This is a genomic window from Burkholderia sp. L-4 (assembly GCF_056856535.1).
In genome coordinates this window covers 2,593,416-2,619,410 of the sequence record NZ_JBXEOX010000001.1, presented here as the reverse complement: position 1 = coordinate 2,619,410, position 25,995 = coordinate 2,593,416, and the positions used below count along the sequence as shown (strand labels likewise).

The window sequence follows — 25,995 nt, the reverse complement described above, 5'->3', positions numbered from 1 at the left end:
GGGCTTCAGAAGGCGACACGCGCGGCGCGCAACAGCGCCGCGGTCTCAAAAAGGGGCAGACCCATGATACCCGAATGGGAACCGTCGATCCGCTCGATGAATTCGGCGGCGCGTCCCTGGATCGCATACGCGCCGGCCTTGCCGAACGGCTCGCCGGTTTCGACGTAACGCGCGTAGGCGTCGCGCGACGCGGCCGCGAAACGCACCGACGAGCGCGACAGCGCGGGCGGCAGCAGTTCGCCGCCGGCATCGATCACGGCGACGGCGGTCAGCACCGCGTGTTCGCGGCCCGCGAGGCGCATGAGCATCGCGAGTGCGTCGTCCGCGTCGGCCGGCTTGCCGAGGATCGCGCCGTCGATCGTCACGGTCGTGTCGGCGACCAGCACCGGCGCGGCCGGCTTGCCGCTCGCGACGAGGCGCGCACGCGCGGCCTCGGCCTTCGCGATGGTCACGCGCCGCACGTAGGCGTCGGCGGCTTCGCCGGGCAGCTCGGCCTCGAGCGCTTCGGCATCTTCGTCGGGGCGCGGCAGCAGCAGTTCGAAGCGAACGCCGATCTGCTGCAGCAGCTCCTGGCGGCGCGGGCTTTGGGAAGCGAGGTAAAGGATCGGGAAAAGCGCGGGGGACGTGCTGGACGGCATGGTGTCGTTATCTCGGTGTGCGCGCGCGGCGCGCGTCTCGAGGACGACACGTCATGCGCGGTGGTAGGGGTGATTCTGCGTGATGCTCCACGCCCGGTAAAGCTGTTCGGCGAGCAGCACGCGCACCATCCCGTGCGGCAGCGTCATGCTCGAGATGCGCAGCAGCACGTCGGCGCGCGCTTTCAGTTCCGGATCGAGCCCGTCGGCGCCGCCGATCACGAACGCGACGTCGCGGCCGTCCTGCTGCCAGCCGGGCAGCGCCTGCGCGAGCTGCATCGTGGTCCAGTCGCGGCCGCGCTCGTCGAGCGCGACGAGGCGCGCGCCCTTCGGCAGCGCGGCTTCGATCTTCTGCCGCTCGGCCGCCATCACGCTTTCGGCGCTGCGGCCGCCCGAACGCAGTTCGGGCTTGATTTCGCGCAACTCGATGCGCAGCTCGGGCGGCATCCGCTTCGTGTATTCGTCGAAGCCGGATGCGATCCAGCCCGGCATCTTGTGGCCGACCGCGAGGATGAAAAGCTTCATCGGAACACGCGTGACGGCTTAACGGCGGCGGGCGGCCGTCTTGCGCGCCGGGCGTGCGGGCGCGGCTTCCTCGTCGTCCTCGTCGCCTTCGCTGGCCGTGGCAAAGCCGTTCGGGCCCTTGTCGCCGCCGAGCTTCATCCGCACGGGCTTGTCGCCCCAGATTTCCTCGAGGTTGTAGTACTGGCGCAGGGCCGGCTGCAGGATGTGCACGACCGCGTCGCCGCAATCGACCAGCACCCATTCGCCGGTGTCTTCGCCTTCGGAGCTGACGATGTCGCCGCCGGCTTCCTTGACCTTGTCGCGCACGCTCGAGGCGAGTGCCTTGGTCTGGCGGTTGGACGTGCCCGATGCGACGACCACGCGGTCGAACAGTTCGGTCAGATGGCTGGTGTTGAACACCTTGATGTCTTGCGCCTTGACGTCTTCGAGGGCGTCGACGATCACGCGCTGCAGTTTGCGAATATCCATGGATTCAGGAATGGTAGAGGCGATGTTGAAGAATATAGGCCCATACGGCGGCCGGCACATGCTCGGCCGACGCATCGGGCATTTGCGCATGGCGCGCGATGCATTCGCGCAGGTGCGCGCGGATGTCGGTCGCGGCGATGTCGAACGAAAGGGTCGTATCGATCAGCAGGTGGCCGGCCGGCGTGGCCTTCAGCACGTCGGCGCCGGCCTGCCGCGCGGCGATTTCCCGCGCGACGTCCGGCGGCGCGGTGCCCAGGTCGAAACCCGGGCGCGTCGACACGCAGATGTGCGCGAAGTCGAACAGCTTGCGCCAGTCGCGCCACGTGTCGAGCCGCACGAGCTGGTCGGCGCCGATCAGCAGCGACAGCGAGGCATCCGCACCGATGCGCTCACGCCAGCGCGCGAGCGTCTCGACCGTGTAGGTCGGGCCGGCGTGCTCGATCTCGTCGGTGGCGACGGTCACGCCCGGCAGGGACAGCGAGCCGGCGGCCGCGCGCGTCATCGCGAGCCGGTGCTCGGCGGCCGACACGTCGCGCTTCTGGTACGGCTGCCCGGCGGGCAGCAGCACGAGTTCGGTCAGGCCGAGCAACGCGGCGAACCGGCGCGCGAGCGCGAGATGGCCGTCGTGGATCGGGTCGAAAGTACCGCCCAGCAAGCCGATACGACGCGGCAGCGGGGCGGGGCGGGCGGTGGTGTCCAGAAACGCGTCCTTTCCTTGGGGCAGCGGGGCGCGCGGGCTCACACCCAGTCGCGCGGCACGATGAAGTCGCTGTACAGGCGCGCTTCGGGCGTTCCCGGCTCGGGCTGCCAGTTGTAGCGCCAGTTCGCGACCGGCGGCATCGACATCAGGATCGACTCGGTCCGGCCGCCGCTTTGCAGGCCGAACAGCGTGCCGCGGTCGAACACGAGGTTGAATTCGACGTAACGGCCGCGGCGATACGCCTGGAAGTCGCGCTCGCGCTCGCCGTACGGCAGCCCGGCGCGGCGCTCGACGATCGGCAGGTAGGCCTGCAGGAACGCATCGCCGACGCTTTGCATCATGTCAAACGAGCGTTCGAAACCGGGCTCGGAGAAATCGTCGAAGAAGATCCCGCCGATGCCGCGCATTTCGTTGCGGTGCTTCAGGAAGAAATACTCGTCGCACCATTTCTTGAAGCGCGGGTAGAGTTCGGCGCCGAACGGGTCGAGCGCATCCTTGCAGGTCTGGTGGAAATGCCGCGCGTCGTCCTCGAAACCGTAAACGGGTGTCAGATCCATGCCGCCGCCGAACCAGAACACGGGCGCCTCGCCCGGTTTCGTCGCGATCAGCATCCGCACGTTCATGTGGACGGTCGGGCAGTACGGATTGCGCGGGTGCAGTACCAGCGACACGCCGAGCGCCTCGAAGCCGCGGCCCGCGAGCTGCGGGCGCGCCGCGCTCGCCGACGGCGGCAGCGCGTCGCCCGCGACGTCGGAAAAGCCGATCCCCGCGCGTTCGAACACGCGGCCGCCTTCGAGAATCCGCGTGCAGCCGCCGCCGCGCAGGCGTTCGGCCGGCCCGCGCTGCCACGTGTCGGTCGCGAGCGGCGTGCCGTCGAGCGCGCCGAGCGCGTCGGCGATGCGTGTTTGCAGGCCCTGGAGGTACGTGCGCACGCGCGCCACGTCGTAGGTCGAATCGGTCATGTCTGGACTGGGCGCCCCCGCCCGAAGCGGGGGTCGTAAAAAAAGGCCTCTGCCGGGCATTCTATCGAACCCCGGCAGAGGAGCCGCCGCCGCGCGGGGGCGGGGCGGCGATTGCGACGTCACGCGCTCTTGCGGTTGAGCGCGCGGAAGCCGATGTCGCGGCGGTACTGCATGCCTTCGAAATTGATCTGGTTGATCGTGTCGTACGCATGCTGCTGCGCTTCGCGCACGGAATCGGCAAGGCCGACCACGCACAGCACGCGGCCGCCGGACGTCACGAGCTTGTCGCCGTCGCCGAGCGTGGTGCCCGCATGGAACGTCACGGCCTGTTCGGTCTCGGCCGGGATCCCGTTGATGCGGTCGCCCTTGCGCGGCGCGTCCGGATAACCGTGCGCGGCCAGCACGACGCCGAGCGCGGTGCGACGGTCCCAGTCGAGCTCGACCGTGTCGAGCGTGCCCGCGATCGCCTGCTCGACGACCTTCGAGAAATCGCTCTTCAGGCGCGCCATGATCGGCTGCGTTTCCGGGTCGCCCATCCGGCAGTTGAACTCGAGCGTGCGCGGATTGCCGTCCTTGTCGATCATCAGGCCCGCGTACAGGAAGCCCGTGAAGCGGATGCCGTCCTTCTCCATCCCGCGCACGGTCGGCATGATGATCTCGCGCATCACGCGTGCGTGCATCTGCGGCGTGACGATCGGCGCGGGCGAATACGCGCCCATGCCGCCGGTGTTCGGGCCGCGGTCTTCGTCGAGCAGGCGCTTGTGGTCCTGGCTCGAAGCCAGCGCCAGCGCGTGCTTGCCGTCGACCATCACGATGAAGCTCGCTTCCTCGCCGTCGAGGAATTCCTCGATCACGACGCGCGCGCCGGCATCGCCGAGCTTGTTGCCCGACAGCATCATGTCGACGGCTGCGTGCGCTTCTTCCAGCGTCATCGCGACCACGACGCCCTTGCCGGCCGCGAGGCCGTCGGCCTTCACGACGATCGGCGCGCCCTTCGCGTCGATGTACGCGTGGGCGGCGGCCGCGTCGGCGAAGGTTTCGTAGTCGGCCGTCGGGATGCCGTGGCGCTTCATGAACGCCTTCGCGAAATCCTTCGAGCTTTCGAGCTGCGCGGCTTCGCGGGTCGGGCCGAAGACCTTCAGGCCGCGTGCGCGGAACAGGTTGACGATGCCGGCCGCGAGCGGTGCTTCCGGCCCGACGAGCGTGAACGCGACGCCTTCGCTTTCCGCGAAATCGGCGAGTTCATCGAGCGCCGTGATGTCGACGTTCTTCAGACGCTCGTCCTGCGCCGTGCCGCCATTGCCGGGCGCGACGTAGACCATCTGGACGCGCGGCGACTGCGCGAGCTTCCACGCCAGCGCATGTTCGCGGCCGCCGGAACCGACGACGAGTAGTTTCATGGGATTCCCCGCAGACTAGAAAACAGGGCGGCCGGCACGCTCAGGCGCGCCGGCCGCGGAATCGGTCGGGCCGCCGCCCGCGACAGGCGAGCGGCGGCCGGCATCTCATTCCTCGACGATGACGGCGTTCGTGTACACGTCCTGCACGTCGTCGAGGTTCTCGAGCGCGTCCAGGAGCTTCTGCATCTTCGCCGCGTCGTCGCCGGTGAATTCGACTTCGTTCTGCGGCTTCATCGTCACTTCGGCGAGTTCGGCCTTGAAGCCGCCGGCTTCGAGCGCGTCCTTCACCTTCGAGAATTCCTGCCAGTCGCACAGCACTTCGATCGAGCCGTCGTCGTTCGTGTTCACGTCGTTCGCGCCGGCTTCGAGCGCGGCTTCCATCAGCGCGTCTTCCGACGTGCCGGGCGCGAACAGGAACTGGCCGACGTGATCGAACATGAACGCGACCGAGCCGTCGGTGCCCATGTTGCCGCCGAACTTCGAGAAGGCGTGGCGAACTTCCGCGACCGTACGCGTGCGATTGTCGGTCAGCGTGTCGACGATGATCGCCGCGCCGCTGATGCCGTAGCCTTCGTAACGGATCTCTTCGTAGTTCGCGCCGTCCGCGCCGCCGACGCCGCGATCGATCGCGCGCTTGACGTTGTCCTTCGGCATGTTCGCGTCGGCCGCCTTGTCGACCGCGAGACGCAGGCGCGGGTTCGAGTTGACGTCGCCGCCGCCGAGGCGCGCCGCGACCTGGATTTCCTTGATCAGGCGGGTCCAGATCTTGCCGCGCTTCGCGTCGGCCGCTGCCTTCTTATGCTTGATGTTGGCCCATTTCGAATGACCAGCCATACCTTTCTCCGTGCCCGGGCGCGCGGCGCGGGCGATTGTTTCAGTGTGTCGTTGAGTCGGCGGCCGTGTCGGCGGGCATGAAGCCGCGGGGCCGCGCGTATCGAGTGGATCGTGATTTTATCACGCGGCGACCGCCGGTTCGGGGCCGCCGCGCCTGGCCGAACGGCCGGGCAGGCCGTCGCGGACCGGACCGCGCGCCGCGCGGCCGTGCGGGCACTCAGTTCTTGGTGCCGAACAGGCGGTCGCCCGCGTCGCCGAGGCCCGGCACGATGTACGCGTGCTCGTTCAGGTGCGAATCGAGCGACGCGACGAACAGCTTCACGTCCGGGTGCGCGTCCTGGAACACCTGGACGCCCTCGGGCGCGGCGACCAGCGCGACGAACATGATGTTCGCGGCCGGCACGTTGCGGCGCTTGAGTACGTCGACCGCATGCACGGCCGAATAGCCGGTCGCGACCATCGGGTCGCACAGGATGAAGATGCGGTCCTCGAGGTCCGGCAGGCGCACCAGGTATTCGACCGGGCGGTGGTCCTCGGCGCGATACACGCCGATGTGGCCGACGCGTGCGGACGGCACCAGGTCGAGCAGGCCGTCCGACATCCCGATGCCCGCGCGCAGCACGGGCACGATCGCGAGTTTCTTGCCCGCGATCACGGGCGCGTCGACCGCCACCAGCGGGGTTTCGACCCGTTTGGTCGTGATCGGCAGGTTGCGGGTGATCTCGTAGCCCATCAGCAGCGTGATCTCGCGCAGCAGTTCGCGGAACGTGCGCGTGGACGTGTCCTTGTCGCGCATGTGCGTGAGCTTGTGCTGGATCAGCGGGTGATCGGTGATGAAGAGGTTCGGGAAACGGCTGTCCTGTTTCATGACGGAGGCGCCTTGGCGGCAAAAGGGGATCGGGGCGGCGGCGGGCGAACGCCGGCCGCCGCTTATGGCCGCAATTTTACCAAGGCGCGCCGCATGATCCGGATATTATCGACGTCTCACGACAATCCGCGCGCCGCGCCCGCCCGTTCGCCCGCCCACCGGCGCGGCGGGGCCGTCCCGGCGCGCGTCGCCACCAGGGAGTCGACGATGGATCTCGGTATCGAAGGAAAGACCGCGCTCGTATGCGCGGCGAGCAAGGGGCTCGGTCGCGGCTGCGCGGAAGCGCTGGCCGCCGAGGGCGTGAACCTCGTGATCGTCGCGCGCACGCGCGACACGCTGGAGGAAACCGCGGAGGAGATCCGCGCGGCGTCGAACGTGTCGATCACCCCGGTCGCGTGCGACATCACGACGCCGGAAGGCCGCGCGGCCGCGCTCGCCGCGTGCCCGCAACCGGACATTCTCGTGAACAATGCCGGCGGCCCGCCGCCCGGCGACTTCCGCGACTTCTCGCACGACGACTGGATCCGCGCGCTCGAGTCGAACATGCTGACGCCGATCGAGCTGATCCGCGCGACCCTCGACGGGATGATCGCGCGCCGCTTCGGCCGCATCGTCAACATCACCAGTTCCGCCGTGAAGGCGCCGATCGACGTGCTCGCGCTGTCGAACGGCGCGCGCTCGGGGCTGACCGGCTTCGTCGCGGGGCTCTCGCGCAAGGTCGCGGGCCAGGGCGTGACGATCAACAACCTGCTGCCGGGGCTGTTCGACACCGACCGGATCGCGACCACGCTCGCCGCCTCGGCGCGGGCGCAGGGCGTGACGGTCGACGACCTGCGCGCGCGGCGCACGAAGGACATCCCGGCCGGCCGCCTCGGCACGCGCGCCGAATTCGGCGCGGCATGCGCGTTCCTGTGCAGCGTGCATGCCGGCTACATCACCGGGCAGAACTGGCTGCTCGACGGCGGCGCGTATCCGGGCACGTTCTGACGCGCGGCTTTTCGATTCACGATCACGACAACAACCGGACGACGAAGGAACTGGAGATGAGCAAACCCCGCATCGCATTGATTGCGCACGACGCGAAGAAGGACGAGATCGTCGCGCTCGCGGGCGAATACCGCGCGACGCTCGCGCAATGCCGGCTGGTCGGGACGGGCACGACGGGCGGCCGCATCGCGGCCGCGCACGGGCTCGAGGTCGAGCGCAAGCTGTCGGGCCCGCTCGGCGGCGACCTGCAGATCGGCGCGGAACTGGCCGAGGGCCGCGTCGACATCGTCGTGTTCCTGCGCGATCCGATGACCGCGCAGCCGCACGATCCCGACATCACCGCGCTCGTGCGCGCGTGCGACGTGCACGACGTGCCGGTCGCGACCAACGTCGCCACCGCGCGGATGCTGCTCGACGATCTGGCGCGCACCATGCAGGACGTGTGCTAGGCGTGGGCCGCGCCCGATTGCCCCTGCCGGCGGCAGGGCCATGCACGCACGGCGGCAACGCGCGAGAATCGTGCGTCTCGATGCGCACCCGCAGCCCGGTTCCTGGATGAACCGGCCGGCCCGCGCATCGGCGACCCGGATTTTTTCCTGACCGATAGACAGACGAGGAGCGAAACGATGCCGAAAGCAATCCGATACGACCAGCCGGGCGGCCCGGAGGTGATGAAGTGGGTCGATGTCGAGGTCGGCGAGCCGCAGGCGGGCGAAGTCCGCATCCGGCAGCACGCGGTCGGGCTCAACTACATCGACGTGTATTTCCGCACCGGCCTTTATCCGCAACCGCTGCCCGGCGGCCTCGGGATGGAGGCGGCGGGCGAGGTGACGGCCGTCGGCGACGGCGTGACCGCGTTCAAGGTCGGCGACCGCGTGGCGTATGTCGGGCAGCCGCCCGGCGCGTATGCGCAGGAGCGCGTGATGCCGGTCGGGCGGCTCGTGAAGCTGCCGGACGGCATCAGCTACGACGATGCGGCATCGGTGATGCTGCAGGGCCTGACCGCGCACTACCTGCTGCGTCGCACGTACCCGGTGAAGGCCGGCGACACGATCCTGATCCACGCGGCGGCCGGCGGCGTCGGCCTGCTCGTGTGCCAGTGGGCGAAGGCGCTGGGCGCGACCGTGATCGGGACGGTCGGTTCCGACGAAAAGGCCGCGCTCGCGAAGGCGCACGGCTGCGATCATCCGATCGTCTACACGCGCGAGAACTTCACGCAGCGCGTGAAGGAGATCACGCACGGCGCGGGCGTGCCGGTCGTCTACGATTCGATCGGCAAGGACACCTACATCGGCTCGCTCGACTGCCTCGCGCCGCTCGGTTATTTCGTCAGCTTCGGCAACGCGTCGGGCCCGCTGCCGCCGATCGATTCGAAGGAGTTCTCGTCGCGCGGGTCGCTGTTCTTCACGCGGCCGACGCTGTTCTCGTACATCGCGAAGCGCGCCGATCTCGAATCCGCGGCCGCCGAGCTGTTCGACGTGATCCTGTCGGGCAAGGTGAAGACCAGCATCAACCAGCGTTATCCGCTCGCGGAAGTCGGCCGCGCGCATGCCGAGCTCGAAGCGCGCAAGACCACCGGCTCGACGATCCTCGTTCCCTGACCCGATTCTCCGTGCCGGCGCCGCGCCGGCACGCGCCCTCGCGGGCGGCGCCCCGGCGCCGCCCGTCCCGCCCTCCGGTTCGCCTCGTCCGCGTGTTTACACGTTTTTTATATCCGCCCCGATACCTTTGACCCGTCCTTTACGTGCGTTCCCATAAGGTTCTAGTCGTCTGATTTCGACGACGGAGAACACAAAAATGGATGGGGTTTTCATCGGCGCTCTGGTGCTCTTCACCACGCTGATCCTCGGCTTGGTTGCCGGTTGCGACAAGCTCGTGCAATACGGTCGCGGGGGGCGGGCATGACCTGGATGCTTTGGCTGGCGGGCGCCTCGACGGCCCTGCTGTTCGCGTATCTCGTCTTTGCGCTGCTGCGCGCGGAGGACATCGAATGAACGCGAACAACCTGTTGCAGACGCTGCTGTTCATCGTCGTGCTGCTCGCGGCGGCCGTGCCGGTCGCGCGCTACCTGAGCGCGGTGATGGACGGCAGCTCGCGCGTCGTGCGCGTGTTCGGGCCGCTCGAACGCGCGCTGTACCGCATTGCCGGCGTCGATGCCGGCCGCGAGATGAACTGGAAACAGTACGCGATCGCGACGATCGCGTTCAACGCGCTCGGCGCGCTGTTCCTCTACGGCCTGTTGCGCCTGCAGGGCTTCCTGCCCGGCAACCCGCAGCAATTCGACGCGATGACGGTCGACGGCGCGTTCAACACGGCCGTCAGCTTCGTCACCAACACGAACTGGCAGGACTACACGCCCGAGCAGACCGTCAGCTACCTGACGCAGATGCTCGGCCTGACCGTGCAGAACTTCCTGTCGGCGGCGACCGGCATCGTCGTCGTGATCGCGCTGATCCGCGGCTTCGCACGTCACACCGCGCAGACGATCGGCAACTTCTGGGTCGACCTGACGCGCGTGACGATGTACGTGCTCGTGCCGATGTCGGTCGTGATCGCCGCGCTGCTGATGAGCCAGGGCGTGATCCAGAACATGAAGGCCTACCAGGACGTGCCGGTGCTGCAGACGAGCACCTACGCGGCGCCGAAGCTCGACGCGCAGGGCAATCCGGTGAAGGACGACAAGGGGAATGCGGTCACGGTGCCGACGCCGCTGACCAGGCAGACGCTCGCGATGGGCCCGGTCGCGTCGCAGGAAGCGATCAAGATGCTCGGCACCAACGGCGGCGGATTCTTCAACGCGAACTCCGCCCATCCGTACGAGAACCCGACGCCGTTCGCGAACTTCATCCAGATCTTCGCGATCCTGATCATTCCTGCCGCGCTGTGTCTCGTGTTCGGCCGCATGATCGGCGACCGCCGGCAGGGCATCGCGGTGCTCGCGGCGATGACGGTCGCGTTCGTGATCGCGATCGGTGTCGAGGTGAATGCCGAGCAGGGCGGCAACCCGACGCTCGCCGCGCTGCACGTCGATCAGTCGGCAAGCGCGCTGCAGCCGGGCGGCAACATGGAAGGCAAGGAAACGCGCTTCGGCATCGCGCAGACCGGCATCTTCACGGTCGCGACGACGGCCGCGTCGTGCGGCGCGGTCGACACGATGCACGATTCGCTGACGCCGCTCGGCGGCCTCGTGCCGATGCTGCTGATGCAGCTGGGCGAGGTGGTCTACGGCGGGGTCGGTTCGGGCCTCTACGGGATGCTCGTGTTCGCGCTGCTCGCGGTGTTCGTCGCGGGCCTGATGATCGGCCGCACGCCGGAGTACGTCGGCAAGAAGATCGAGGCGTACGAGATGAAGATGGTGTCGATCGTCGTATTGCTCACGCCGCTGCTCGTGCTGGTCGGCACGTCGATCGCCGTGCTCGCCGATGCGGGCAAGGCCGGCATCGCGAATCCCGGCCCGCACGGCTTCTCGGAAATCCTGTACGCGTTCAGCTCGGCCGCGAACAACAACGGCAGCGCGTTCGCGGGCCTGACGGTCGGCACGCCGTTCTACAACTGGATGACCGCGATCGCGATGTGGTTCGGCCGCTTCGGCACGATCGTGCCGGTGCTGGCGATCGCCGGCTCGCTCGCCGCGAAGAAGCGCATCGCGGTGACGAGCGGCACGCTGCCGACGCACGGTCCGCTGTTCGTCGTGCTGCTGCTGGGCACCGTGCTGCTGGTGGGCGCGCTGACCTACGTGCCGGCGCTCGCGCTCGGCCCGGGCGTCGAGCACCTGATGATGTGGCTGGGCGCATGACGCGCGGCGACACGTTGAAAAGACTGAAGAGATTGAAGAGATCGCAATGACTCAACATTCCGCAACACGGTCCATGTTCGACCCGGCGCTGCTGCGCCCGGCGATCGTGGACTCGTTCAAGAAACTCACGCCGCGCACGCAGTTCCGCAACCCGGTGATGTTCTGCGTGTACGTCGGCAGCATCCTGACCACGATCCTGTGGATCGCGGCGCTCGCCGGCCAGGCCGAGGCGCCCGCGGGCTTCATCCTCGCGATCGCGCTGTGGCTGTGGTTCACCGTGCTGTTCGCGAACTTCGCCGAGGCGCTTGCCGAAGGGCGCTCGAAGGCGCAGGCCGCGTCGCTGCGCAGCGCGAAGAAGGACGTGATGGCGAAGAAGCTCAACGAGCCGCATCCGAAGTCGCCGATCCGCGTCACGACCGCGTCGGATCTGCGTAAGGGCGACGTCGTGCTGGTCGAGGCCGGCGACGTGATCCCGGCCGACGGCGAGGTCGTCGACGGCGTCGCGTCGGTCGACGAATCGGCGATCACCGGCGAATCCGCGCCGGTGATCCGCGAATCGGGCGGCGACTTCTCGTCGGTGACGGGCGGCACGCGCGTGCTGTCCGACTGGATCGTCGTCAAGGTCACCGCGAACCCGGGCGAGGCGTTCCTCGACCGGATGATCGCGATGGTCGAAGGCGCGAAGCGCAAGAAGACGCCGAACGAGATCGCGCTGACGATCCTGCTGGTCGCGCTGACGATCGTGATGCTGCTCGCCACGGCGACGCTGCTGCCGTTCTCGATGTTCTCGGTCGATGCGATGAAGGCCGGCCACGTGGTGACGATCACCGCGCTCGTCGCGCTGCTCGTGTGCCTGATCCCGACGACGATCGGCGGCTTGCTGTCCGCGATCGGCGTGGCGGGGATGAGCCGGATGATGCAGGCGAACGTGATCGCGACGTCGGGCCGCGCGGTGGAAGCGGCCGGCGACGTCGACGTGCTGCTGCTCGACAAGACCGGCACGATCACGCTCGGCAACCGCCAGGCGTCGACGTTCGTGCCGGCACCGGGCGTGACCGAGGAAGCGCTGGCCGACGCCGCGCAACTGTCGTCGCTCGCCGACGAAACGCCGGAAGGCCGCAGCATCGTCGTGCTCGCGAAGGAGCGCTTCAACATCCGCCAGCGCGACATGGCGCAACTGCACGCGACGTTCCTCGGCTTTTCCGCGCAGACGCGGATGAGCGGCGTCGACCTGCCGGGCCGCGAGATCCGCAAGGGCGCGGCCGACGCGATCCGCCGCTACGTCGAGACGCATGGCAGCCGCTTCCCGGAAGACGTGCGCCGCGCGGTGGACGACGTCGCGCGCCGCGGCAGCACGCCGCTCGTCGTGGCCGACCTGCACGAAGGGGCGGCGCGCGTGCTCGGCGTGATCGAGCTGAAGGACATCGTGAAGGGCGGCATCAAGGAGCGCTTCGCGGAGCTGCGCAAGATGGGCATCAAGACCGTGATGGTGACGGGCGACAACCGGCTGACGGCCGCGGCGATCGCGGCGGAAGCGGGCGTCGACGACTTCCTCGCGGAAGCGACGCCGGAAACCAAGCTCGCGACGATCCGCGAGCACCAGGCGGCCGGGCGGCTCGTCGCGATGACGGGCGACGGCACGAACGACGCGCCGGCGCTCGCGCAGGCCGACGTGGCCGTCGCGATGAACACCGGCACGCAGGCCGCGAAGGAAGCCGGCAACATGGTCGACCTCGACTCGAACCCGACGAAGCTGATCGAGATCGTCGAGATCGGCAAGCAGATGCTGATGACGCGCGGCTCGCTGACGACGTTCTCGATCGCGAACGACATCGCGAAGTACTTCGCGATCATCCCGGCCGCGTTCGTGACGACCTACCCGCAATTGCGCGTGCTCGACATCATGCACCTGACGTCGCCGGCGTCCGCGATCCTGTCGGCGGTGATCTTCAACGCGCTGATCATCGTCGCGCTGATCCCGCTCGCGCTGAAGGGCGTCACGTACCGGCCGCTCGGCGCCGCGTCGCTGCTGCGCCGCAACCTGCTGGTCTACGGTCTCGGCGGCGTGCTGCTGCCGTTCCCGTTCATCAAGCTGATCGACATGACGCTCGCCGCACTCGGCTGGGCCTGAGCCGGCCGTCCTTGAAGGAAACATCATGAAAACGTTGATTCGCCCGCTCGTCGTGCTCTTTGTGGTCCTGACCGCCGTGACGGGCCTGGCCTACCCGGCCGTGATGACCGTGTTCGGCCAGGCCGTGTTCCCGTCGCAGGCGAACGGCAGCCTGATCGAGAAGAACGGCCAGGCGGTCGGCTCCGCGCTGATCGGCCAGTCGTTCGATGCGCCGAAGTATTTCTGGGGCCGGCTGTCGGCCACCGCGCCGATGCCGTACAACGCGACCGGCTCCGGCGGCTCGAACCTCGGCCCGCTGAATCCGTCGCTCGCCGACCAGGTGAAGGGGCGCATCGCCGCGCTGCGCGACGCCGGGACCGACATGTCGAAGCCCGTGCCGGTCGACCTCGTGACGGCGTCGGCGAGCGGTCTCGATCCGGAGATCACGCCGGCTGCGGCCGCATACCAGGTCGAACGCGTTGCAAAGGCGCGCAACCTGACGCCGGACGCGGTCGCGCAGCTGGTCGCCGCGAACACGACGGGCCGCCAGTTCGGCGTGCTCGGCGAGCCGCGCGTGAACGTGCTGAAGCTGAACCTCGCGCTCGACGCGGCGCAGGCCGCGCACTGATTCGGGTACCCGACGACCGGCGTCCGGCGCGGCATGACCCGCGCCGGACGCATTCATTCCCGACGGCGCATGCGCCGTCTTTGCCTTTTGCGGCGATTTGGCACAACAATGCTCGTACTCGCGCGCATCCGGGCGCTCCGCTTTCCTGACGCATGAACCGTCCCGATCCAGACCAACTCCTCGACAAGCTGCAGCGAGACGAAGAAAAGCAGCGGCGCGGCCAGCTCAAGATCTTCTTCGGCGCGTCGGCCGGTGTCGGCAAGACCTACGCGATGCTGCAGGCCGCGCGCCAGCGCCTGCAGGAAGGCGTCGACGTCGTCGTCGGCATCGTCGAGACCCACGGCCGTGGCGAGACCGCCGCGCTGCTCGACGGCCTCGACGTATTGCCGCTCGCGCGCATCGACTATCGCGGCCGCACGCTCGCCGAATTCGACCTCGACGGTGCGCTCGCCCGCCAGCCGCAACTGATCCTCGTCGACGAACTCGCGCATTCGAACGTGCAGGGCGCGCGGCACCTGAAGCGCTGGCAGGACGTCTACGAACTGCTCGACGCGGGCATCGACGTCTATACGACCGTCAACGTCCAGCATCTCGAAAGCCTGAACGACGTGGTCGGCGCGATCACCGGCATCCGCGTGTGGGAGACCGTGCCCGACCGCGTGTTCGACGCGGCCGACGAGGTCACGCTCGTCGATCTGCCGGCCGAGGAGCTGCTCGAGCGGATGCGCGACGGCAAGGTCTATCTCGCGCAGCAGGCCGAGCGCGCGGTGCGCAACTTCTTCCGCAAGGGCAACCTGATCGCGCTGCGTGAACTCGCGCTGCGCCGCACGGCCGATCGGGTCGACGCGCAGATGCGCGAATACCGCGCCGACCGTTCGATCCAGCGCATCTGGCAGGCGCGCGAGCGGCTGCTCGTGTGCGTCGGGCCGGGCGCCGAAGCGCCGACGCTCGTGCGCGCGGCCGCGCGGCTCGCCGCGAGCCTGAAGGCCGACTGGCTTGCCGTGTACGTGGAGACGCCGCGCCTGCAGCGGCTGCCCGACGCGCGGCGGCAGCGCACGCTCGATGCGCTGAAGCTCGCCGCCGAGCTCGGCGCGGAAACGGCCACGCTCGCGGGCGCCGACGCGGTGGCCGCGCTGATCGGCTATGCGAAGGTGCGCAACGTGTCGAAGATCGTCGCGGGCGGCTCGCCGAAGGCCGGGCTCTTGCGCCGCCTCGCGCGGCCGTTCGGCGAGCAGCTCGCCGAACGCGCGGGCGACGTCGACCTGATGCTGATCCGCGCGTCCGCGAGCGACGAGGCGCGCGCCGCGCCGCTCGACGCGCGGGCGCGCGACTGGCGCGATGCGTTCGCGCAGTTCGGCACGCATCGTTCGCCGCCGCGCCACTACATCTATGCGGCCGCGATCTGCGCGGCGATCACGGTCGTCGCGAGCCTCGTGTCCGAGCGGCTCGACCTGACGAACCTCGTGATGCTGTACCTGCTCGGCGTCGTGTTCTCGGCCGTGCGGCTCGGGCGCGGCCCGGGCGTGCTGCAGTCGTTCCTGTCGGTGGCCGCGTTCGATTACTTCTTCGTGCCGCCGCGCATGTCGTTCTCGGTCAGCGACACGCAATACCTGCTGACCTTCTTCGGGATGCTGCTGACGTCGCTCGTGATCAGCCACCTGACGTCGACGCTGACGCGCCAGGCGAGTGTCGCGCAGCGCCGCGAGCGCCGCACCGGCGCGATCTACGCGATGGCGCGCGAGCTCGGCGCGGCGCTCACCACCGAGCAGATCGTCGAGATCGGCAGCCGCCACGTGGGCGAGGTGTTCCGCGCCCGCGTCGCGTTCCTGCTGCCCGACAGCGCGGACAAGGTGCGGCAGAAGATCGAGGAGCCGGACGCCGCCGTCACGCTGACGGGCGCCGACCTCGACAGCGACGTCGGCCAGTGGGTGTACGACCAGCAGAAGCCGGCCGGCCGCGGCACCGACACCTTGCCCGCGACGGCCGCGCTGTACCTGCCGCTGAAGGCGCCGATGCGCACGCGCGGCGTGCTGGCGGTCGCGTCGCGCGAGCCGCGCGAGCTCGAGGTGCCCGAGCAGCAGCGGATGCTCGACGCGTTCGCCGCGCAGATCGCGCTCGCGCTCGAGCGCGTGCACTACGTCGAGATCGCGCGCGACGCGCTCGTCAACATGGAGTCCGAGCGGCTGCGCAACTCGCTGCTGTCTGCGATCTCGCACGACCTGCGCACGCCGCTGACGACGATCGTCGGCTTCTCGTCGATGCTCGCGAACGGGCGCGCGGCCGCGCAGGGCGGCGACGCGGCGGCGGCCGAGCGGTTCGCGCAGCGCGAGGGCGAGCTGGTCGACGCGATCCACGACGAGGCGCTGCGCATGACGGGCATCGTCACGAACCTGCTCGACATGGCGCGGCTGCAGGCCGGCAGCCTGCAGCTCAAGCGCCAGTGGTCGCTGCTCGAGGAGACCGTCGGCGCCGCGCTCGCCGCGTGCAAGCGCGTGCTCGCGCGTCATCCCGCGCGCGTCGCGCTGCCGGCCGACCTGCCGCTGCTGCAGATGGACGCGGTGCTGATGGAGCGCCTGTTCACCAACCTGTTCGAGAACGCCGCGAAGTACACGCCGCCCGATACGTCGATCGAGATCGGCGCGGAGCGCGTGACCGACGACGGGCTGCCGTTCGTGCGCGTGCATGTCGACGATCACGGCCCGGGCTTGCCGGCCGGGATGGAAACGCGCATCTTCGACAAGTTCACGCGCGGCGAGAAGGAGTCGGCGACGCCGGGCATCGGGCTCGGTCTCGCGATCTGCCGGGCGATCGTCGAGGCGCACGGCGGTAAAATCGGCGCGCTCAACCGCACCGCGCCCGACGGCCACGTGACGGGCGCGCGCTTCTGGTTCACGTTGCCGGTCGAGACGCCGCCGGCCGCGCCCGCCGTGCCCGACGACGAATCCGACCTGCCGGGCGCCTCGTCCCCATCCGAGTCATTGCCAGACCATGAGTGAACCCAGCCTGACCGTCGTCCTGATCGAGGACGAAAAGCAGATCCGCCGTTTCGTGCGCGCCGCGCTCGAGGAGGAGGACATCGCGGTGTTCGAGGCCGAGACCGGCAAGCAGGGGTTGATCGACGCGGCCACGCGCAAGCCCGACCTCGTGATCGTCGACCTCGGCCTGCCCGACACCGACGGCCTCGACGTGATCCGCGAACTGCGCGGCTGGTCCGAGGTGCCGGTGATTGTGCTGTCCGCGCGCACGCAGGAAGAGGAGAAGGTCGCCGCGCTCGACGCGGGCGCCGACGACTACCTGACCAAGCCGTTCGGCGTGTCCGAGCTGCGCGCGCGGATCCGCGCGCAACTGCGCCGGCGCAACCAGGGCGGCGCGAACGAGTCGCCGAAGGTGAGCTTCGGCACCGTGACCGTCGATCTCGCGCTGCGCCAGGTGTGGCGCGACGGCGAGATCGTGCACCTGACGCCGCTCGAATACCGGCTGCTCGCGACGCTCGTGCGGCACGCGGGGCGTGTGCTCACGCACCGCCAGCTGCTGCGCGACGTGTGGGGGCCGTCGCACGTCGAAAGCCATCACTACCTGCGCATCTACATGGCGCACCTGCGGCAGAAGCTCGAACTCGACCCCGCGCAGCCCGAGTACATCGTCACCGAGACGGGCGTCGGCTACCGGCTCGTCGGCGCCGCGTGACGGCGCGGCGAGGGCGCTGGCGGCATCCCCGCGCCGGACGTCGCGCGCCGGCAGGGTTGCGCCGGCGCGACAATCTCGCGCCGCGCGCCGGCCTCGCACACCGTCCGCTCATTCCCCGTTATCCTGACCGTTCCGCGAACGAAAACGAGGAGCGTGCAATGTCCGTCCGTCTGGTCGTCATCTGTGCGCTGGCGCTTGCTGCGCCCGGCGCGTTCGCCCAGCCGCTGCCGCCCGGGCAGCCGCCGCCCGCCCAGGCGGCGCTGGCCAACCCGGCGTCGGTCAACTGCGAGAAGCTCGGCGGCCGCCACGTGGTCCGCAGCCTGCCGCGCGGGCAGGTCGGGATGTGCATGTTCAAGGATGGCCGCGTGTGCGAGGAGTGGGCGCTGTACCGCGACGACCGCTGCGTCGGCGGCGGCGCGCCCAAGCGCGTGTCGAACTGACCGAACTGGCCGGGCCCGGCCGATCGCGCCCCGGATCGGCCGTTGGGCTGCCCCGCCGCGGCGGTCCGTAAGCAACTTGTTATACTCGGCGCCGCCCGGGGACGACCCCGGGTCATTCGCTTCAACGGGGACGGCCCCATCCGATACGGAGTACGTCGAGATGGCGTGGGTATGGTTGTTGATTGCCGGTTTGCTGGAAGTGGCCTGGGCGGCCGGCCTGAAATCGTCGGACGGCTTCACGAAGCTTGGTCCGTCGGTGTTCACGATCGTGACGGCGCTGGCCAGCTTCGGGCTGCTCGCGGTCGCGATGCGCCAGTTGCCGCTCGGCACCGCGTACGCGGTGTGGACGGGCATCGGCGCGGTCGGCGCGTTCGTGTTCGGCATCGTGATGATGGGCGAGGCGCTGACCGCCGCGCGCGTCGCGAGCGCCGCGCTGATCGTCGCGGGGCTGGTCGGCCTCAAGCTGTCGTCGGCCGCCTGACGCCGGCGTCAGGGCGTCGATACCGCGGCACCGGCATCCGGCCGCGCGTGTGCCCGGCATGTCGCGCTGCGGAATTGCGCCGGTCACCCGGATAGCCTGTCTATAATGGAACGCATTCGGGCCTGAATACCGTCGTGCCTCTCGCGGCACGCGGTGCCGGTCGCCACGCGCCGCGCGGCCGGCCTGTCCGACCCGATCCGGTCAATCGGCAAATCGCACGGAAAGTGCAAGGAGAGGGCGATGATCGAAGCCATTTCGCTCGGCGCGGGGCTCGCGTGGGCGAGCGGGCTGCGCCTGTACCTGACGGTGCTGATCGCCGGCGTGCTCGCGCGGGTCGGCTGGCTCCATCTGCCCGATACGCTGGCCGTCCTGATGTCGCCGTGGGTCATCGGCGCGGCGGCCGTGCTCACCCTCACCGAATTCCTGGCCGACAAGATCCCCGCATTCGACTCGCTGTGGGATGCCGTGCATACCTTCATCCGCATTCCCGCCGGTGCCGTCCTGGCCGCCGGCGCGCTCGGCCATGCCGATCCGACCGTGCTCGCGGTCGCGGGGCTCGCCGGCGGCTCGCTGGCCGGCGCCGCGCATGTCGCGAAGGCCGGCACGCGCGCGCTGATCAACCTGTCCCCCGAGCCGATTTCGAACTGGGTCGCGTCGTCGACCGAGGACGGCCTCGTCGTCGGCGGCCTCGTGCTCGCGTTCTTCGTTCCGCTCGCGTTCCTCGTGCTGCTCGCCGCGTTCATCGCGGCGTCGGCGTGGGCGCTGCCGCGTCTGTGGCGCGGCGTGTCGGGCGGCTTCCGCGGGATGGCGAACCACATGGTGTCGCGGCTCAACTCGATCGGGGGCAAGCGCGATTGAACGAGCGGCGACACGCGGCGCAGCCGCCGGCCGGGCAGCCCGGCCATGACGGGCCCGCGCAGGCAGGCCGCTTCGGCCTGCACGACCTGATCCGCCAGGCCGCCCGGATGACCGCGCGCGACTGGCGCGCGGGCGAGTTGACGTTGCTCGTCCTCGCGCTGGTGCTGGCGGTCGCGGCGCTGACGAGCGTCGGTTTTCTGGCCGACCGGCTGCGCCAGGGGCTCGAGCGCGATGCACGCCAGATGCTCGGCGCCGATTTCGTCGTGCGCGCCGATCGTCCCGTCGATCCGTCGTTCGACCGGCAGGCCCGGGCGCTCGGCCTGCGCACCGCGACGACCGCCATCTTCCCGAGTATGATCGCGTCCGCCGCGGGCGGCCAGGCAGCCGATGCCGCGCCGTCGCGCCTCGCGGCCGTGAAGGCCGTGTCGCCCGGGTATCCGCTGCGCGGCGCCGTGGACATCGTGCCGGCCGGCGCGACCGCCGCGCAGAAGGCGGCCGCGATTCCCGCGCCCGGCACCGTGTGGGCCGATCCCGCGTTGCTCGACGCGTTGCACCTGAAGGCGGGCGACACCGTGCGCGTCGGTCTGCGCACGTTCACGGTCGCCGCGTCGATTTCCCGCGAACTCGATCGCGGTTTTTCGTTCGTCAATTTTTCGCCGCGGCTGATGATGCGCGCGGACGACCTCGCCGCGACGGGGCTGACGGGCTACGGCAGCCGCGTCACCTACCGGCTGCTGGTCGCCGGCGACGCACCGGCCGTCGCGCGTTTCGAAGCCTATGCGCACGCGCGCGTCGATGGCGGGAAACTGCGCGGCGTCGGGCTCGAGTCGTTGCAGGAGGGGCAGCCGCAGGTGCGGCAGACGCTGGACCGCGCGCGCCATTTCCTGACGCTCGTCGCGCTGCTGACCGCGCTGCTCGCGGCGGTCGCGATCGCGATGGCCGCCCAGCGCTACATGCGGCGCCATCTCGACGGTTGCGCGACGATGCGCTGCCTCGGCGTGAGCCGCCGCACGCTCGGCGCGCTGTTCGCGCTCGAATTCGCCGGGGTCGGCATCGTCTCGGGCGCCGCGGGCGCGGTGCTCGGCTACGGCGGCCACTGGGCGTTGCTGGCCGCGCTCGGCGGCCTGATCGACGTCGCGCTGCCGCCGCCGACGCTGTGGCCGGCGCTGATCGGCATGGGCGCGGCGCTCGTGCTGCTGCTCGGCTTCGCGCTGCCGCCGCTCGTGCCGCTCACGCGCGTGCCGCCGGTGCGCGTGCTGCGCCGCGAGTGGGGCGACGCGTCGCGCACCGCGTGGGCCGCGTATGCGATCGGCGTCGTGCTGTTCGCGGGGCTGCTGATCGTGGCGGCCGGCAACCTGAAGCTCGGCCTGATCGTCGCGGGCGGCTTCGCCGGCGCGCTGGTCGGTTTCGCCCTGATCGCGCGGCTCGTGCTGTTTGCGGCGGCACGTGCGGTACGCAACGCGCGCGTGGCCGCCGGCGTCGGCTGGCGCTACGCGCTGGCGTCGCTGCACCGGCGCGGCACGGCAAGCGCGCTGCAGATCACCGCGCTCGCGCTCGGCCTGATGTGCCTGCTGCTGATCGCGATCACGCGCAACGATCTCGTCGCGGGCTGGCGGCAGTCGACGCCGCCCGATGCGCCGAACCAGTTCCTGATCGATATCCAGCCCGACCAGCGCGACGATGTCGCAGCCTATCTGGCCGCGCACGGCGTGCGCGACGCGGTGCCCGCGCCGATGGTGCGCGGCCGCCTCGTCGCGATCAACGGCAAGCCTGTGAATCCGGACGCGTATCCGTCCGACGAGGCGCGCCGGCTCGTCGACCGCGAGTTCAACCTGTCGTATACGACCGAACTGCCGTCCGACAACCGGATCGTCGAGGGCGACTGGTTCGGCACCGCGGCGACGCCGCAGATCTCGATCGAGGCCGGCCTCGCGAAGACGCTGAACGTGAAGCCGGGCGACACGCTGCGTTTCGACGTGACGGGGCTGACGGTCGACGCGCCGGTCACGAGCGTGCGCAAGCTCGACTGGGGTTCGTTCCGCGTGAACTTCTTCGTGCTGATGCCGCCGCCGGTGCTGAAGGATTTCCCGGCCGTCTACCTGACGAGCTTCCATTTGCCCGCATCGAACGCCGCGCTGCTCGATCCGCTGATCGCGCGCTATCCGAACCTGACCGCGATCGACGTCGCGCCGATCCTCGCGCAGTTGCAGCGGATGATGCTGCAGGTGGTCGGCGCGGTGCAGTTCCTGTTCGCGTTCACGCTCGCGGCCGGCGTGCTCGTGCTGTACACGGCGCTTGCCGGCTCGCGCGACGAGCGCGTGCGCGAGGCCGCGCTGCTGCGCGCGCTCGGCGCGTCGCGCGCGCAGGTCAATGCGGTACAGCGCGCGGAATTCGTCGTGGTCGGCGCGCTGGCCGGCGTGCTGGCTTCGGCGGGCGCGATCGCGGTCGGCTGGGTGCTCGCGTCGCGCGTGTTCGATTTCCAGCTCGCCGTCGATCCGTGGCTCGTGCCGGCCGGCATCGCGGCCGGTGTCGCCTGCGCCGGTGCGGCCGGCTGGCTGAGCCTGCATAATGTGTTGCGGCGCCCCGCGCTGCAGTCGCTGCGCGACGCATGAGCGTTGCCGGCGGCCCCGAAGATTCCGTTTTCCGACTATCCGTATGACCGATGTGAATGACGATGCGCCGTCGCAGCCGACGGCGTTCGAACTCGTGGGCGGCGAAGCCCGCGTGCGCGAAATGGTGGACCGCTTCTACGACCTGATGGACCTCGAGCCGGAGTTCGCGCAGATTCGCGCGCTGCATCCGCAGTCGCTCGACGGCTCGCGCGACAAGCTGTTCTGGTTCCTGTGCGGCTGGCTCGGCGGCCCCGACCACTACATCAGCCGGTTCGGCCATCCGCGGCTGCGCGCGCGGCACCTGCCGTTCCCGATCGCGTCGGTCGAGCGCGACCAGTGGCTGCGCTGCATGGCGTGGGCGATGGAGGATGTCGGGCTGGCCGAGCCGCTGCGCGAGCGGCTGATGCATTCGTTCTACGACACGGCCGACTGGATGCGCAACCGGCCCGGTTGATCGACCGGTACGCCGCTGTCCGTGCGCCGGACGATCTGCGTCTGGGCGCGCGGGAGGCATCGCGCGACACTGGCCGTTTCCCCCACCGATACGAGGCTCGTCCGATGACGACACAAGCGCTGTTTCGCGAAGACGCGTACCTCACGCAATGCGACGCGATCGTCCGGGCCGTCGGCGACGACGGCATCCGGCTCGACCGCACGGTGTTCTATCCGCTCGGCGGCGGCCAGGCCGGCGACACCGGCACGCTGACGCTGCCCGACGGCGGCCCGATCGTGATCGCCGACACGCGCAAGGCGAAGTTCGACGGCGCGACGCCCGACGACGCCGTCCACGTGCCGGCGCCGGGGCAGGAGGCCCGCGTCGCGGCGCTCGCGCCCGGCACGCGCGTGATCGCGGAGATCGACTGGCTGCGCCGCTACCGGCACATGCGTTTGCACACGGCCGCGCACCTGATGTGCGCGGTGCTGCCGTACGCGGTCGATGGCTGCAGCGTGACGGCCGACTACGTGCGGCTCGATTTCGCGACGTCCGATGCGATCGACCGCGACGACGTCGAACGGCGTCTCGCGGCGCTGGTCGGCGGCGCGCATCCGGTCACGACCGAATGGATCACCGACGACGAGATGGCCGAGCGGCCCGAACTCGTGCGCACGATGAGCGTGAAGCCGCCGATGGGCCTCGGCCGCGTGCGGCTGCTGCGGATCGAGCAAGTCGACCTGCAGCCGTGCGGCGGCACGCATGTGCGCAACACGTCCGAAATCGGCGCGCTGCGGGTCGCGAAACTGGAAAAGAAGAGCGCGCGTACACGGCGCCTCGTCCTGGCGTTTGCATGACGATCGATACCGGCCACGCCGGCGCGGCAGCGCTGGATCCGCAAGCACGGGAGATTCTGGATGTCTGGTTCGGCGAGCCGGGCTCGGCCGAATTCGGGCGGCAACGCAAGGTGTGGTTCAACGGCGGCGCCGCCTTCGACGATCTGCTGCGCGCACGCTATGGCGCGTTGCTCGACGCCGCATGCGACGGCGCCTGCGATCACTGGGCCGGCTCGCCGTCGGGTGCGCTGGCGTTGATCGTCGTGCTGGACCAGTTCTCGCGCAACATCCATCGCGGCACGCCGCGCGCGTTTGCCGCCGATCCGAAGGCGCTCGCGATCGCCCGCCGTGTCGTCGCGACCGGCTGGGACGCACGGCTGCCGAGCGGGCATCATCGTGCGTTCGCGTACCTGCCGTTTGAGCACGACGAGTCGGTCGAGAGCCAGCGCGAAGCCGTGCGCCTGTGCGCGGGCATTCGCGACGAGGCCGGGTGCGAGCGTTATCACCGCTTCGCCGTGCTGCACGCGGCGGTCGTCGAGCGCTTCGGCCGTTTCCCGCACCGGAACGCGATCCTCTGCCGCGCGTCGACCGACGAGGAAACGGCGTTCCTGCGCGAGCCCGGTTCGTCGTTCTGAAGATCCAAGCCGTGGTGTGAAGGGGAGTGCGAGCCCGCGGCTTGATGCGGGGGCGTCAAGGATGGATATCGCGCAGAGGTTGCGCGCCGGCCGACCGGGCGGGCGCGACCGGCGCGAAAGATGAAGGCGGGCAGGGCGGCGCACCGCCCCGTGTCACTGCAGGTGCTGTTCGGGCGTCCGCACGTACACGCGCAGCAGTTCCTCGTTGTCGCCCGGGCGGGCGCCGGTCCAGAACAGTTGCCATTCGCTGCCGGGTGCCGGATCGACGGCACGCACGCCCTGGACGATCATCCATGTGCAGCGCGTCGACTTCGCGTCGTCGATCGGGGTGTGCTGGATGCCGGAGAAGTAGTACAGCATCGGCGCTTCCGATTCGCCGAGCCCGTGCAGGCTCGCCATGCAGTCGCCGTCGTTCCATTCGAGCGCGAGATGCGCGTTCAGGTCGTCGAACACCGAGCGGTAGCTCTTCGCGACGTCGAGCCACGGCAGCAGCAGCGTATAGACGAGGCCCCACGCGACGAGCGCGCCGGCGCCCCACGACAGCGCGCCGCGCCACAGGCCCGTCGAGCGCAGCTTCGGCAACAGTGTCAGCCAGCCGATGGTCAGCGCGAGCGCACCGATCACGAGCGCGGGCCGGATCGGCATCGTCCAGTCGAGCGGCAGCCAGCGGCCGAGCAGCGCGAGATCGGCGCGCGACGCGGCCGGATCGGCCATCACGGCCCAGATCGCCCACGCGAGCGCGACGGTCGTGCCGAACAGCACGCGGCTGAAGTAATCCCACGCGAGATGCAACCGGCGCGGCAGGCGGTCGATCGCCTGCGCGGCAACCAGCGCGAGCGGCGCGAAGAACGGCAGGATGTAGAGCTGGCGCGACGTCGCGGATATTTGCAGCACCACGAGCCCGATACCGGCGAACAGCACCGGCAGCGCGACGCGCGGCGTGCGCCAGTCGCGCCATGCGCCGCGCGCGACGGCGACGATCGCGAGCGGCGCGACCGGGAAGCCGACGAGCAGGAACGCACGCAGGATGAAGAACGGCTTGTCGTTTTCCGCGCCGAGTTCGGGGACGGAGAAGCCGAAGAACCGGCCGACGTTGTTGTCCCAGAACCACGTCATGAACAGCGTTTCGGAGCGCAGGAACAGCGCGGTCGGCCAGATCAGCGCGAACGGCGCGAACACGAGCGCGGCGACACCGAGCGCGCGCGCGAACGAGCGGGTGCGGCAGGCCGGGTAGAGCACCAGCGTGCAGACGAGCGTGGCCGCGAACACGAGCGGCACGAACAGCCCCTTCGTCATCAGCGCGATGCCGACGCCCGCGCCGAAGAGCGGCGCGGCCCAGCGGCCCGACGGCCGGACCGGCAGCCCGTGCCGCATCTGCTGCGCGCGCGCGACGTGCTGCATCACGAGTTCGAGCAGCCCGCAGAAGCCCATCGCCGTGCCGGCGAACAGCGCGACGTCCGTCATCATGTCGTGCAGGTGCTTGATGACGACGAGCGTGCTCGCGCTCAGCACGACGGGGCCGATCACGCGCAGGTCGAACCAGCTGTCCGCGCGGCTGGCGACGCGCGCCGCACGTGCGATGAAGCCGAACGCGAGCGTGGCGAACAGCGCGCTGGCGAGTCGCGCCGCATCGTGCAGCGGCATCACGCGCTGCAGCAGCCAGGCGAGGCTCGTCGCGACCCATGCGTAAAGCGGCGGCTTTTCCATGAACGGCAGGCCGGCATTGGTCGGCACGACGAAGTCGCCGGTCTCGAGCATGTGCTGGATGATGCCGAACGTATAGGTTTCGTCCTGTTTCCACGGATCGTGGCCGAGCACGCCCGGCAGCGTGTACGCGCAGACCAGCACGGCGACGAGCAGCCAGGCCCGCCAGCCGAGCAGGGCCGCGCGGTCGCGCGCGGTGCGGGTTGCGGTGGTCGACGCCACGACGGGCGTGCCGGCGGCGTCGAGCGTCGCGGGGGCGTCGGTGTCGGCTGTCGAGCGGGCGTGCTGAGCCGGCGCGGGCACAGACGTGCGTCGCCGGCTGGGCGCTGCGGTTCCAGGCATGGAAAAGATCTCGGGTCGAGTCGAGCCGGTCCGCTACTTGGGCGGGACCGATAA

General features: G+C 69.9%; 25 protein-coding genes. 16 read left to right on the top strand and 9 right to left on the bottom strand.

Annotation, left to right across the window (positions count from 1 at the left end; translation table 11 throughout):
- Positions 1–5: 5 nt before the first annotated feature.
- The 8 genes from AC1VVG_RS12175 to upp all read right to left on the bottom strand — a co-directional run bounded on the left by AC1VVG_RS12175 (position 6) and on the right by upp (position 6,392).
- The gene (locus AC1VVG_RS12175) at positions 6–638 is read right to left on the bottom strand and encodes a Maf family protein (protein WP_343727805.1); all 633 of its coding nucleotides are present in this window, start codon (positions 636–638) and stop codon (positions 6–8) included.
- A gap of 51 nt (positions 639–689) precedes the next feature.
- Positions 690–1,160, bottom strand: coding sequence for a 23S rRNA (pseudouridine(1915)-N(3))-methyltransferase RlmH (gene rlmH / locus AC1VVG_RS12170; RefSeq protein ID WP_006484265.1), 471 nt, complete (start codon positions 1,158–1,160; stop codon positions 690–692).
- A gap of 18 nt (positions 1,161–1,178) precedes the next feature.
- Positions 1,179–1,628: a ribosome silencing factor gene (gene rsfS, locus AC1VVG_RS12165; RefSeq protein WP_034190765.1), complete on the bottom strand. Its 450-nt coding sequence runs from the start codon at positions 1,626–1,628 to the stop codon at positions 1,179–1,181.
- Between the two features lie 4 nt (positions 1,629–1,632).
- Positions 1,633–2,376, bottom strand: coding sequence for a nicotinate-nucleotide adenylyltransferase (locus AC1VVG_RS12160; protein WP_482835901.1), 744 nt, complete (start codon positions 2,374–2,376; stop codon positions 1,633–1,635).
- Entirely contained in the window at positions 2,367–3,290 is a 924-nt protein-coding gene (gene hemF, locus AC1VVG_RS12155; RefSeq protein ID WP_069705568.1) for an oxygen-dependent coproporphyrinogen oxidase, read from the bottom strand. Before hemF ends, AC1VVG_RS12160 begins: the two co-directional genes overlap by 10 nt.
- Before the next feature lie 119 nt (positions 3,291–3,409).
- Positions 3,410–4,690: a phosphoribosylamine--glycine ligase gene (purD, locus tag AC1VVG_RS12150; RefSeq protein WP_200099166.1), complete on the bottom strand. Its 1,281-nt coding sequence runs from the start codon at positions 4,688–4,690 to the stop codon at positions 3,410–3,412.
- A gap of 105 nt (positions 4,691–4,795) precedes the next feature.
- The gene (locus AC1VVG_RS12145; RefSeq protein WP_034190768.1) at positions 4,796–5,524 is read right to left on the bottom strand and encodes a YebC/PmpR family DNA-binding transcriptional regulator; all 729 of its coding nucleotides are present in this window, start codon (positions 5,522–5,524) and stop codon (positions 4,796–4,798) included.
- Positions 5,525–5,741: 217 nt separating this feature from the next.
- Positions 5,742–6,392, bottom strand: coding sequence for a uracil phosphoribosyltransferase (gene upp / locus AC1VVG_RS12140; protein ID WP_006478229.1), 651 nt, complete (start codon positions 6,390–6,392; stop codon positions 5,742–5,744).
- Between the two features lie 207 nt (positions 6,393–6,599).
- On the opposite strand from upp, the gene AC1VVG_RS12135 reads away from it, so the two are divergent.
- The 16 genes from AC1VVG_RS12135 to AC1VVG_RS12060 all read left to right on the top strand — a co-directional run bounded on the left by AC1VVG_RS12135 (position 6,600) and on the right by AC1VVG_RS12060 (position 23,895).
- Complete coding sequence (locus AC1VVG_RS12135; RefSeq protein ID WP_034190769.1) at positions 6,600–7,379, top strand: SDR family oxidoreductase; 780 nt, start codon at positions 6,600–6,602, stop codon at positions 7,377–7,379.
- 56 nt (positions 7,380–7,435) lie between these two features.
- Entirely contained in the window at positions 7,436–7,828 is a 393-nt protein-coding gene (locus tag AC1VVG_RS12130) for a methylglyoxal synthase (RefSeq protein ID WP_034190770.1), read from the top strand.
- 177 nt (positions 7,829–8,005) lie between these two features.
- The gene (locus AC1VVG_RS12125) at positions 8,006–8,980 is read left to right on the top strand and encodes a quinone oxidoreductase family protein (RefSeq protein ID WP_034190771.1); all 975 of its coding nucleotides are present in this window, start codon (positions 8,006–8,008) and stop codon (positions 8,978–8,980) included.
- Between the two features lie 300 nt (positions 8,981–9,280).
- The gene (gene kdpF / locus AC1VVG_RS12120; RefSeq protein ID WP_006752209.1) at positions 9,281–9,373 is read left to right on the top strand and encodes a K(+)-transporting ATPase subunit F; all 93 of its coding nucleotides are present in this window, start codon (positions 9,281–9,283) and stop codon (positions 9,371–9,373) included.
- Positions 9,370–11,175 (top strand): potassium-transporting ATPase subunit KdpA, encoded by a 1,806-nt coding sequence (gene kdpA / locus AC1VVG_RS12115; RefSeq protein ID WP_482835671.1) that lies wholly within the window; start codon positions 9,370–9,372, stop codon positions 11,173–11,175. Before kdpF ends, kdpA begins: the two co-directional genes overlap by 4 nt.
- A gap of 46 nt (positions 11,176–11,221) precedes the next feature.
- Positions 11,222–13,306 (top strand): potassium-transporting ATPase subunit KdpB, encoded by a 2,085-nt coding sequence (kdpB, locus tag AC1VVG_RS12110; RefSeq protein WP_034190773.1) that lies wholly within the window; start codon positions 11,222–11,224, stop codon positions 13,304–13,306.
- A 25-nt stretch (positions 13,307–13,331) separates the two neighbouring features.
- Positions 13,332–13,913 (top strand): potassium-transporting ATPase subunit KdpC, encoded by a 582-nt coding sequence (gene kdpC / locus AC1VVG_RS12105; RefSeq protein ID WP_049036776.1) that lies wholly within the window; start codon positions 13,332–13,334, stop codon positions 13,911–13,913.
- A 152-nt stretch (positions 13,914–14,065) separates the two neighbouring features.
- The gene (locus AC1VVG_RS12100; RefSeq protein WP_059558123.1) at positions 14,066–16,909 is read left to right on the top strand and encodes a DUF4118 domain-containing protein; all 2,844 of its coding nucleotides are present in this window, start codon (positions 14,066–14,068) and stop codon (positions 16,907–16,909) included.
- Positions 16,902–17,600: a two-component system response regulator KdpE gene (kdpE, locus tag AC1VVG_RS12095; protein WP_034190776.1), complete on the top strand. Its 699-nt coding sequence runs from the start codon at positions 16,902–16,904 to the stop codon at positions 17,598–17,600. The genes AC1VVG_RS12100 and kdpE overlap by 8 nt, the downstream gene beginning before the upstream one ends.
- 158 nt (positions 17,601–17,758) lie before the next feature.
- Positions 17,759–18,040, top strand: coding sequence for a DUF333 domain-containing protein (locus AC1VVG_RS12090; RefSeq protein WP_049030181.1), 282 nt, complete (start codon positions 17,759–17,761; stop codon positions 18,038–18,040).
- A gap of 160 nt (positions 18,041–18,200) precedes the next feature.
- Entirely contained in the window at positions 18,201–18,521 is a 321-nt protein-coding gene (sugE, locus tag AC1VVG_RS12085) for a quaternary ammonium compound efflux SMR transporter SugE (RefSeq protein WP_034190777.1), read from the top strand.
- A 240-nt stretch (positions 18,522–18,761) separates the two neighbouring features.
- Positions 18,762–19,379 (top strand): DUF4126 domain-containing protein, encoded by a 618-nt coding sequence (locus AC1VVG_RS12080; protein WP_034190778.1) that lies wholly within the window; start codon positions 18,762–18,764, stop codon positions 19,377–19,379.
- Between the two features lie 107 nt (positions 19,380–19,486).
- Positions 19,487–21,991: an ABC transporter permease gene (locus AC1VVG_RS12075; RefSeq protein WP_034190836.1), complete on the top strand. Its 2,505-nt coding sequence runs from the start codon at positions 19,487–19,489 to the stop codon at positions 21,989–21,991.
- A gap of 43 nt (positions 21,992–22,034) precedes the next feature.
- Positions 22,035–22,445, top strand: coding sequence for a group II truncated hemoglobin (locus AC1VVG_RS12070; protein ID WP_034190779.1), 411 nt, complete (start codon positions 22,035–22,037; stop codon positions 22,443–22,445).
- Between the two features lie 104 nt (positions 22,446–22,549).
- Positions 22,550–23,281 carry an alanyl-tRNA editing protein gene (locus AC1VVG_RS12065; RefSeq protein WP_482835668.1) on the top strand — a complete coding sequence of 244 codons (732 nt, stop codon included), beginning with the start codon at positions 22,550–22,552 and terminating at the stop codon, positions 23,279–23,281.
- A complete protein-coding gene (locus tag AC1VVG_RS12060) occupies positions 23,278–23,895 on the top strand; it encodes a DUF924 family protein (RefSeq protein ID WP_482835667.1) in 618 nt (205 codons plus the stop codon). The genes AC1VVG_RS12065 and AC1VVG_RS12060 overlap by 4 nt, the downstream gene beginning before the upstream one ends.
- 153 nt (positions 23,896–24,048) lie before the next feature.
- Here AC1VVG_RS12060 and AC1VVG_RS12055 read toward each other — a convergent pair whose 3' ends face one another.
- A complete protein-coding gene (locus tag AC1VVG_RS12055) occupies positions 24,049–25,941 on the bottom strand; it encodes an ArnT family glycosyltransferase (protein WP_482835666.1) in 1,893 nt (630 codons plus the stop codon).
- Between the last annotated feature and the right edge of the window lie 54 nt (positions 25,942–25,995).

Excerpts from the sequence above, each read along its gene's own strand:
- AC1VVG_RS12175 (WP_343727805.1), bottom strand. The coding sequence starts at position 638 with ATGCCGTCCAGCACGTCCCCCGCGCTTTTCCCGATCCTTTACCTCGCT.
- rlmH (WP_006484265.1), bottom strand. The coding sequence starts at position 1,160 with ATGAAGCTTTTCATCCTCGCGGTCGGCCACAAGATGCCGGGCTGGATC.
- rsfS (WP_034190765.1), bottom strand. The coding sequence starts at position 1,628 with ATGGATATTCGCAAACTGCAGCGCGTGATCGTCGACGCCCTCGAAGAC.
- hemF (WP_069705568.1), bottom strand. The coding sequence starts at position 3,290 with ATGACCGATTCGACCTACGACGTGGCGCGCGTGCGCACGTACCTCCAG.
- purD (WP_200099166.1), bottom strand. The coding sequence starts at position 4,690 with ATGAAACTACTCGTCGTCGGTTCCGGCGGCCGCGAACATGCGCTGGCG.
- AC1VVG_RS12145 (WP_034190768.1), bottom strand. The coding sequence starts at position 5,524 with ATGGCTGGTCATTCGAAATGGGCCAACATCAAGCATAAGAAGGCAGCG.
- upp (WP_006478229.1), bottom strand. The coding sequence starts at position 6,392 with ATGAAACAGGACAGCCGTTTCCCGAACCTCTTCATCACCGATCACCCG.
- AC1VVG_RS12135 (WP_034190769.1), top strand. The coding sequence starts at position 6,600 with ATGGATCTCGGTATCGAAGGAAAGACCGCGCTCGTATGCGCGGCGAGC.
- AC1VVG_RS12130 (WP_034190770.1), top strand. The coding sequence starts at position 7,436 with ATGAGCAAACCCCGCATCGCATTGATTGCGCACGACGCGAAGAAGGAC.
- AC1VVG_RS12125 (WP_034190771.1), top strand. The coding sequence starts at position 8,006 with ATGCCGAAAGCAATCCGATACGACCAGCCGGGCGGCCCGGAGGTGATG.
- kdpF (WP_006752209.1), top strand. The coding sequence starts at position 9,281 with ATGACCTGGATGCTTTGGCTGGCGGGCGCCTCGACGGCCCTGCTGTTC.
- kdpA (WP_482835671.1), top strand. The coding sequence starts at position 9,370 with ATGAACGCGAACAACCTGTTGCAGACGCTGCTGTTCATCGTCGTGCTG.
- kdpB (WP_034190773.1), top strand. The coding sequence starts at position 11,222 with ATGACTCAACATTCCGCAACACGGTCCATGTTCGACCCGGCGCTGCTG.
- kdpC (WP_049036776.1), top strand. The coding sequence starts at position 13,332 with ATGAAAACGTTGATTCGCCCGCTCGTCGTGCTCTTTGTGGTCCTGACC.
- AC1VVG_RS12100 (WP_059558123.1), top strand. The coding sequence starts at position 14,066 with ATGAACCGTCCCGATCCAGACCAACTCCTCGACAAGCTGCAGCGAGAC.
- kdpE (WP_034190776.1), top strand. The coding sequence starts at position 16,902 with ATGAGTGAACCCAGCCTGACCGTCGTCCTGATCGAGGACGAAAAGCAG.
- AC1VVG_RS12090 (WP_049030181.1), top strand. The coding sequence starts at position 17,759 with ATGTCCGTCCGTCTGGTCGTCATCTGTGCGCTGGCGCTTGCTGCGCCC.
- sugE (WP_034190777.1), top strand. The coding sequence starts at position 18,201 with ATGGCGTGGGTATGGTTGTTGATTGCCGGTTTGCTGGAAGTGGCCTGG.
- AC1VVG_RS12080 (WP_034190778.1), top strand. The coding sequence starts at position 18,762 with ATGATCGAAGCCATTTCGCTCGGCGCGGGGCTCGCGTGGGCGAGCGGG.
- AC1VVG_RS12075 (WP_034190836.1), top strand. The coding sequence starts at position 19,487 with ATGACCGCGCGCGACTGGCGCGCGGGCGAGTTGACGTTGCTCGTCCTC.
- AC1VVG_RS12070 (WP_034190779.1), top strand. The coding sequence starts at position 22,035 with ATGACCGATGTGAATGACGATGCGCCGTCGCAGCCGACGGCGTTCGAA.
- AC1VVG_RS12065 (WP_482835668.1), top strand. The coding sequence starts at position 22,550 with ATGACGACACAAGCGCTGTTTCGCGAAGACGCGTACCTCACGCAATGC.
- AC1VVG_RS12060 (WP_482835667.1), top strand. The coding sequence starts at position 23,278 with ATGACGATCGATACCGGCCACGCCGGCGCGGCAGCGCTGGATCCGCAA.
- AC1VVG_RS12055 (WP_482835666.1), bottom strand. The coding sequence starts at position 25,941 with ATGCCTGGAACCGCAGCGCCCAGCCGGCGACGCACGTCTGTGCCCGCG.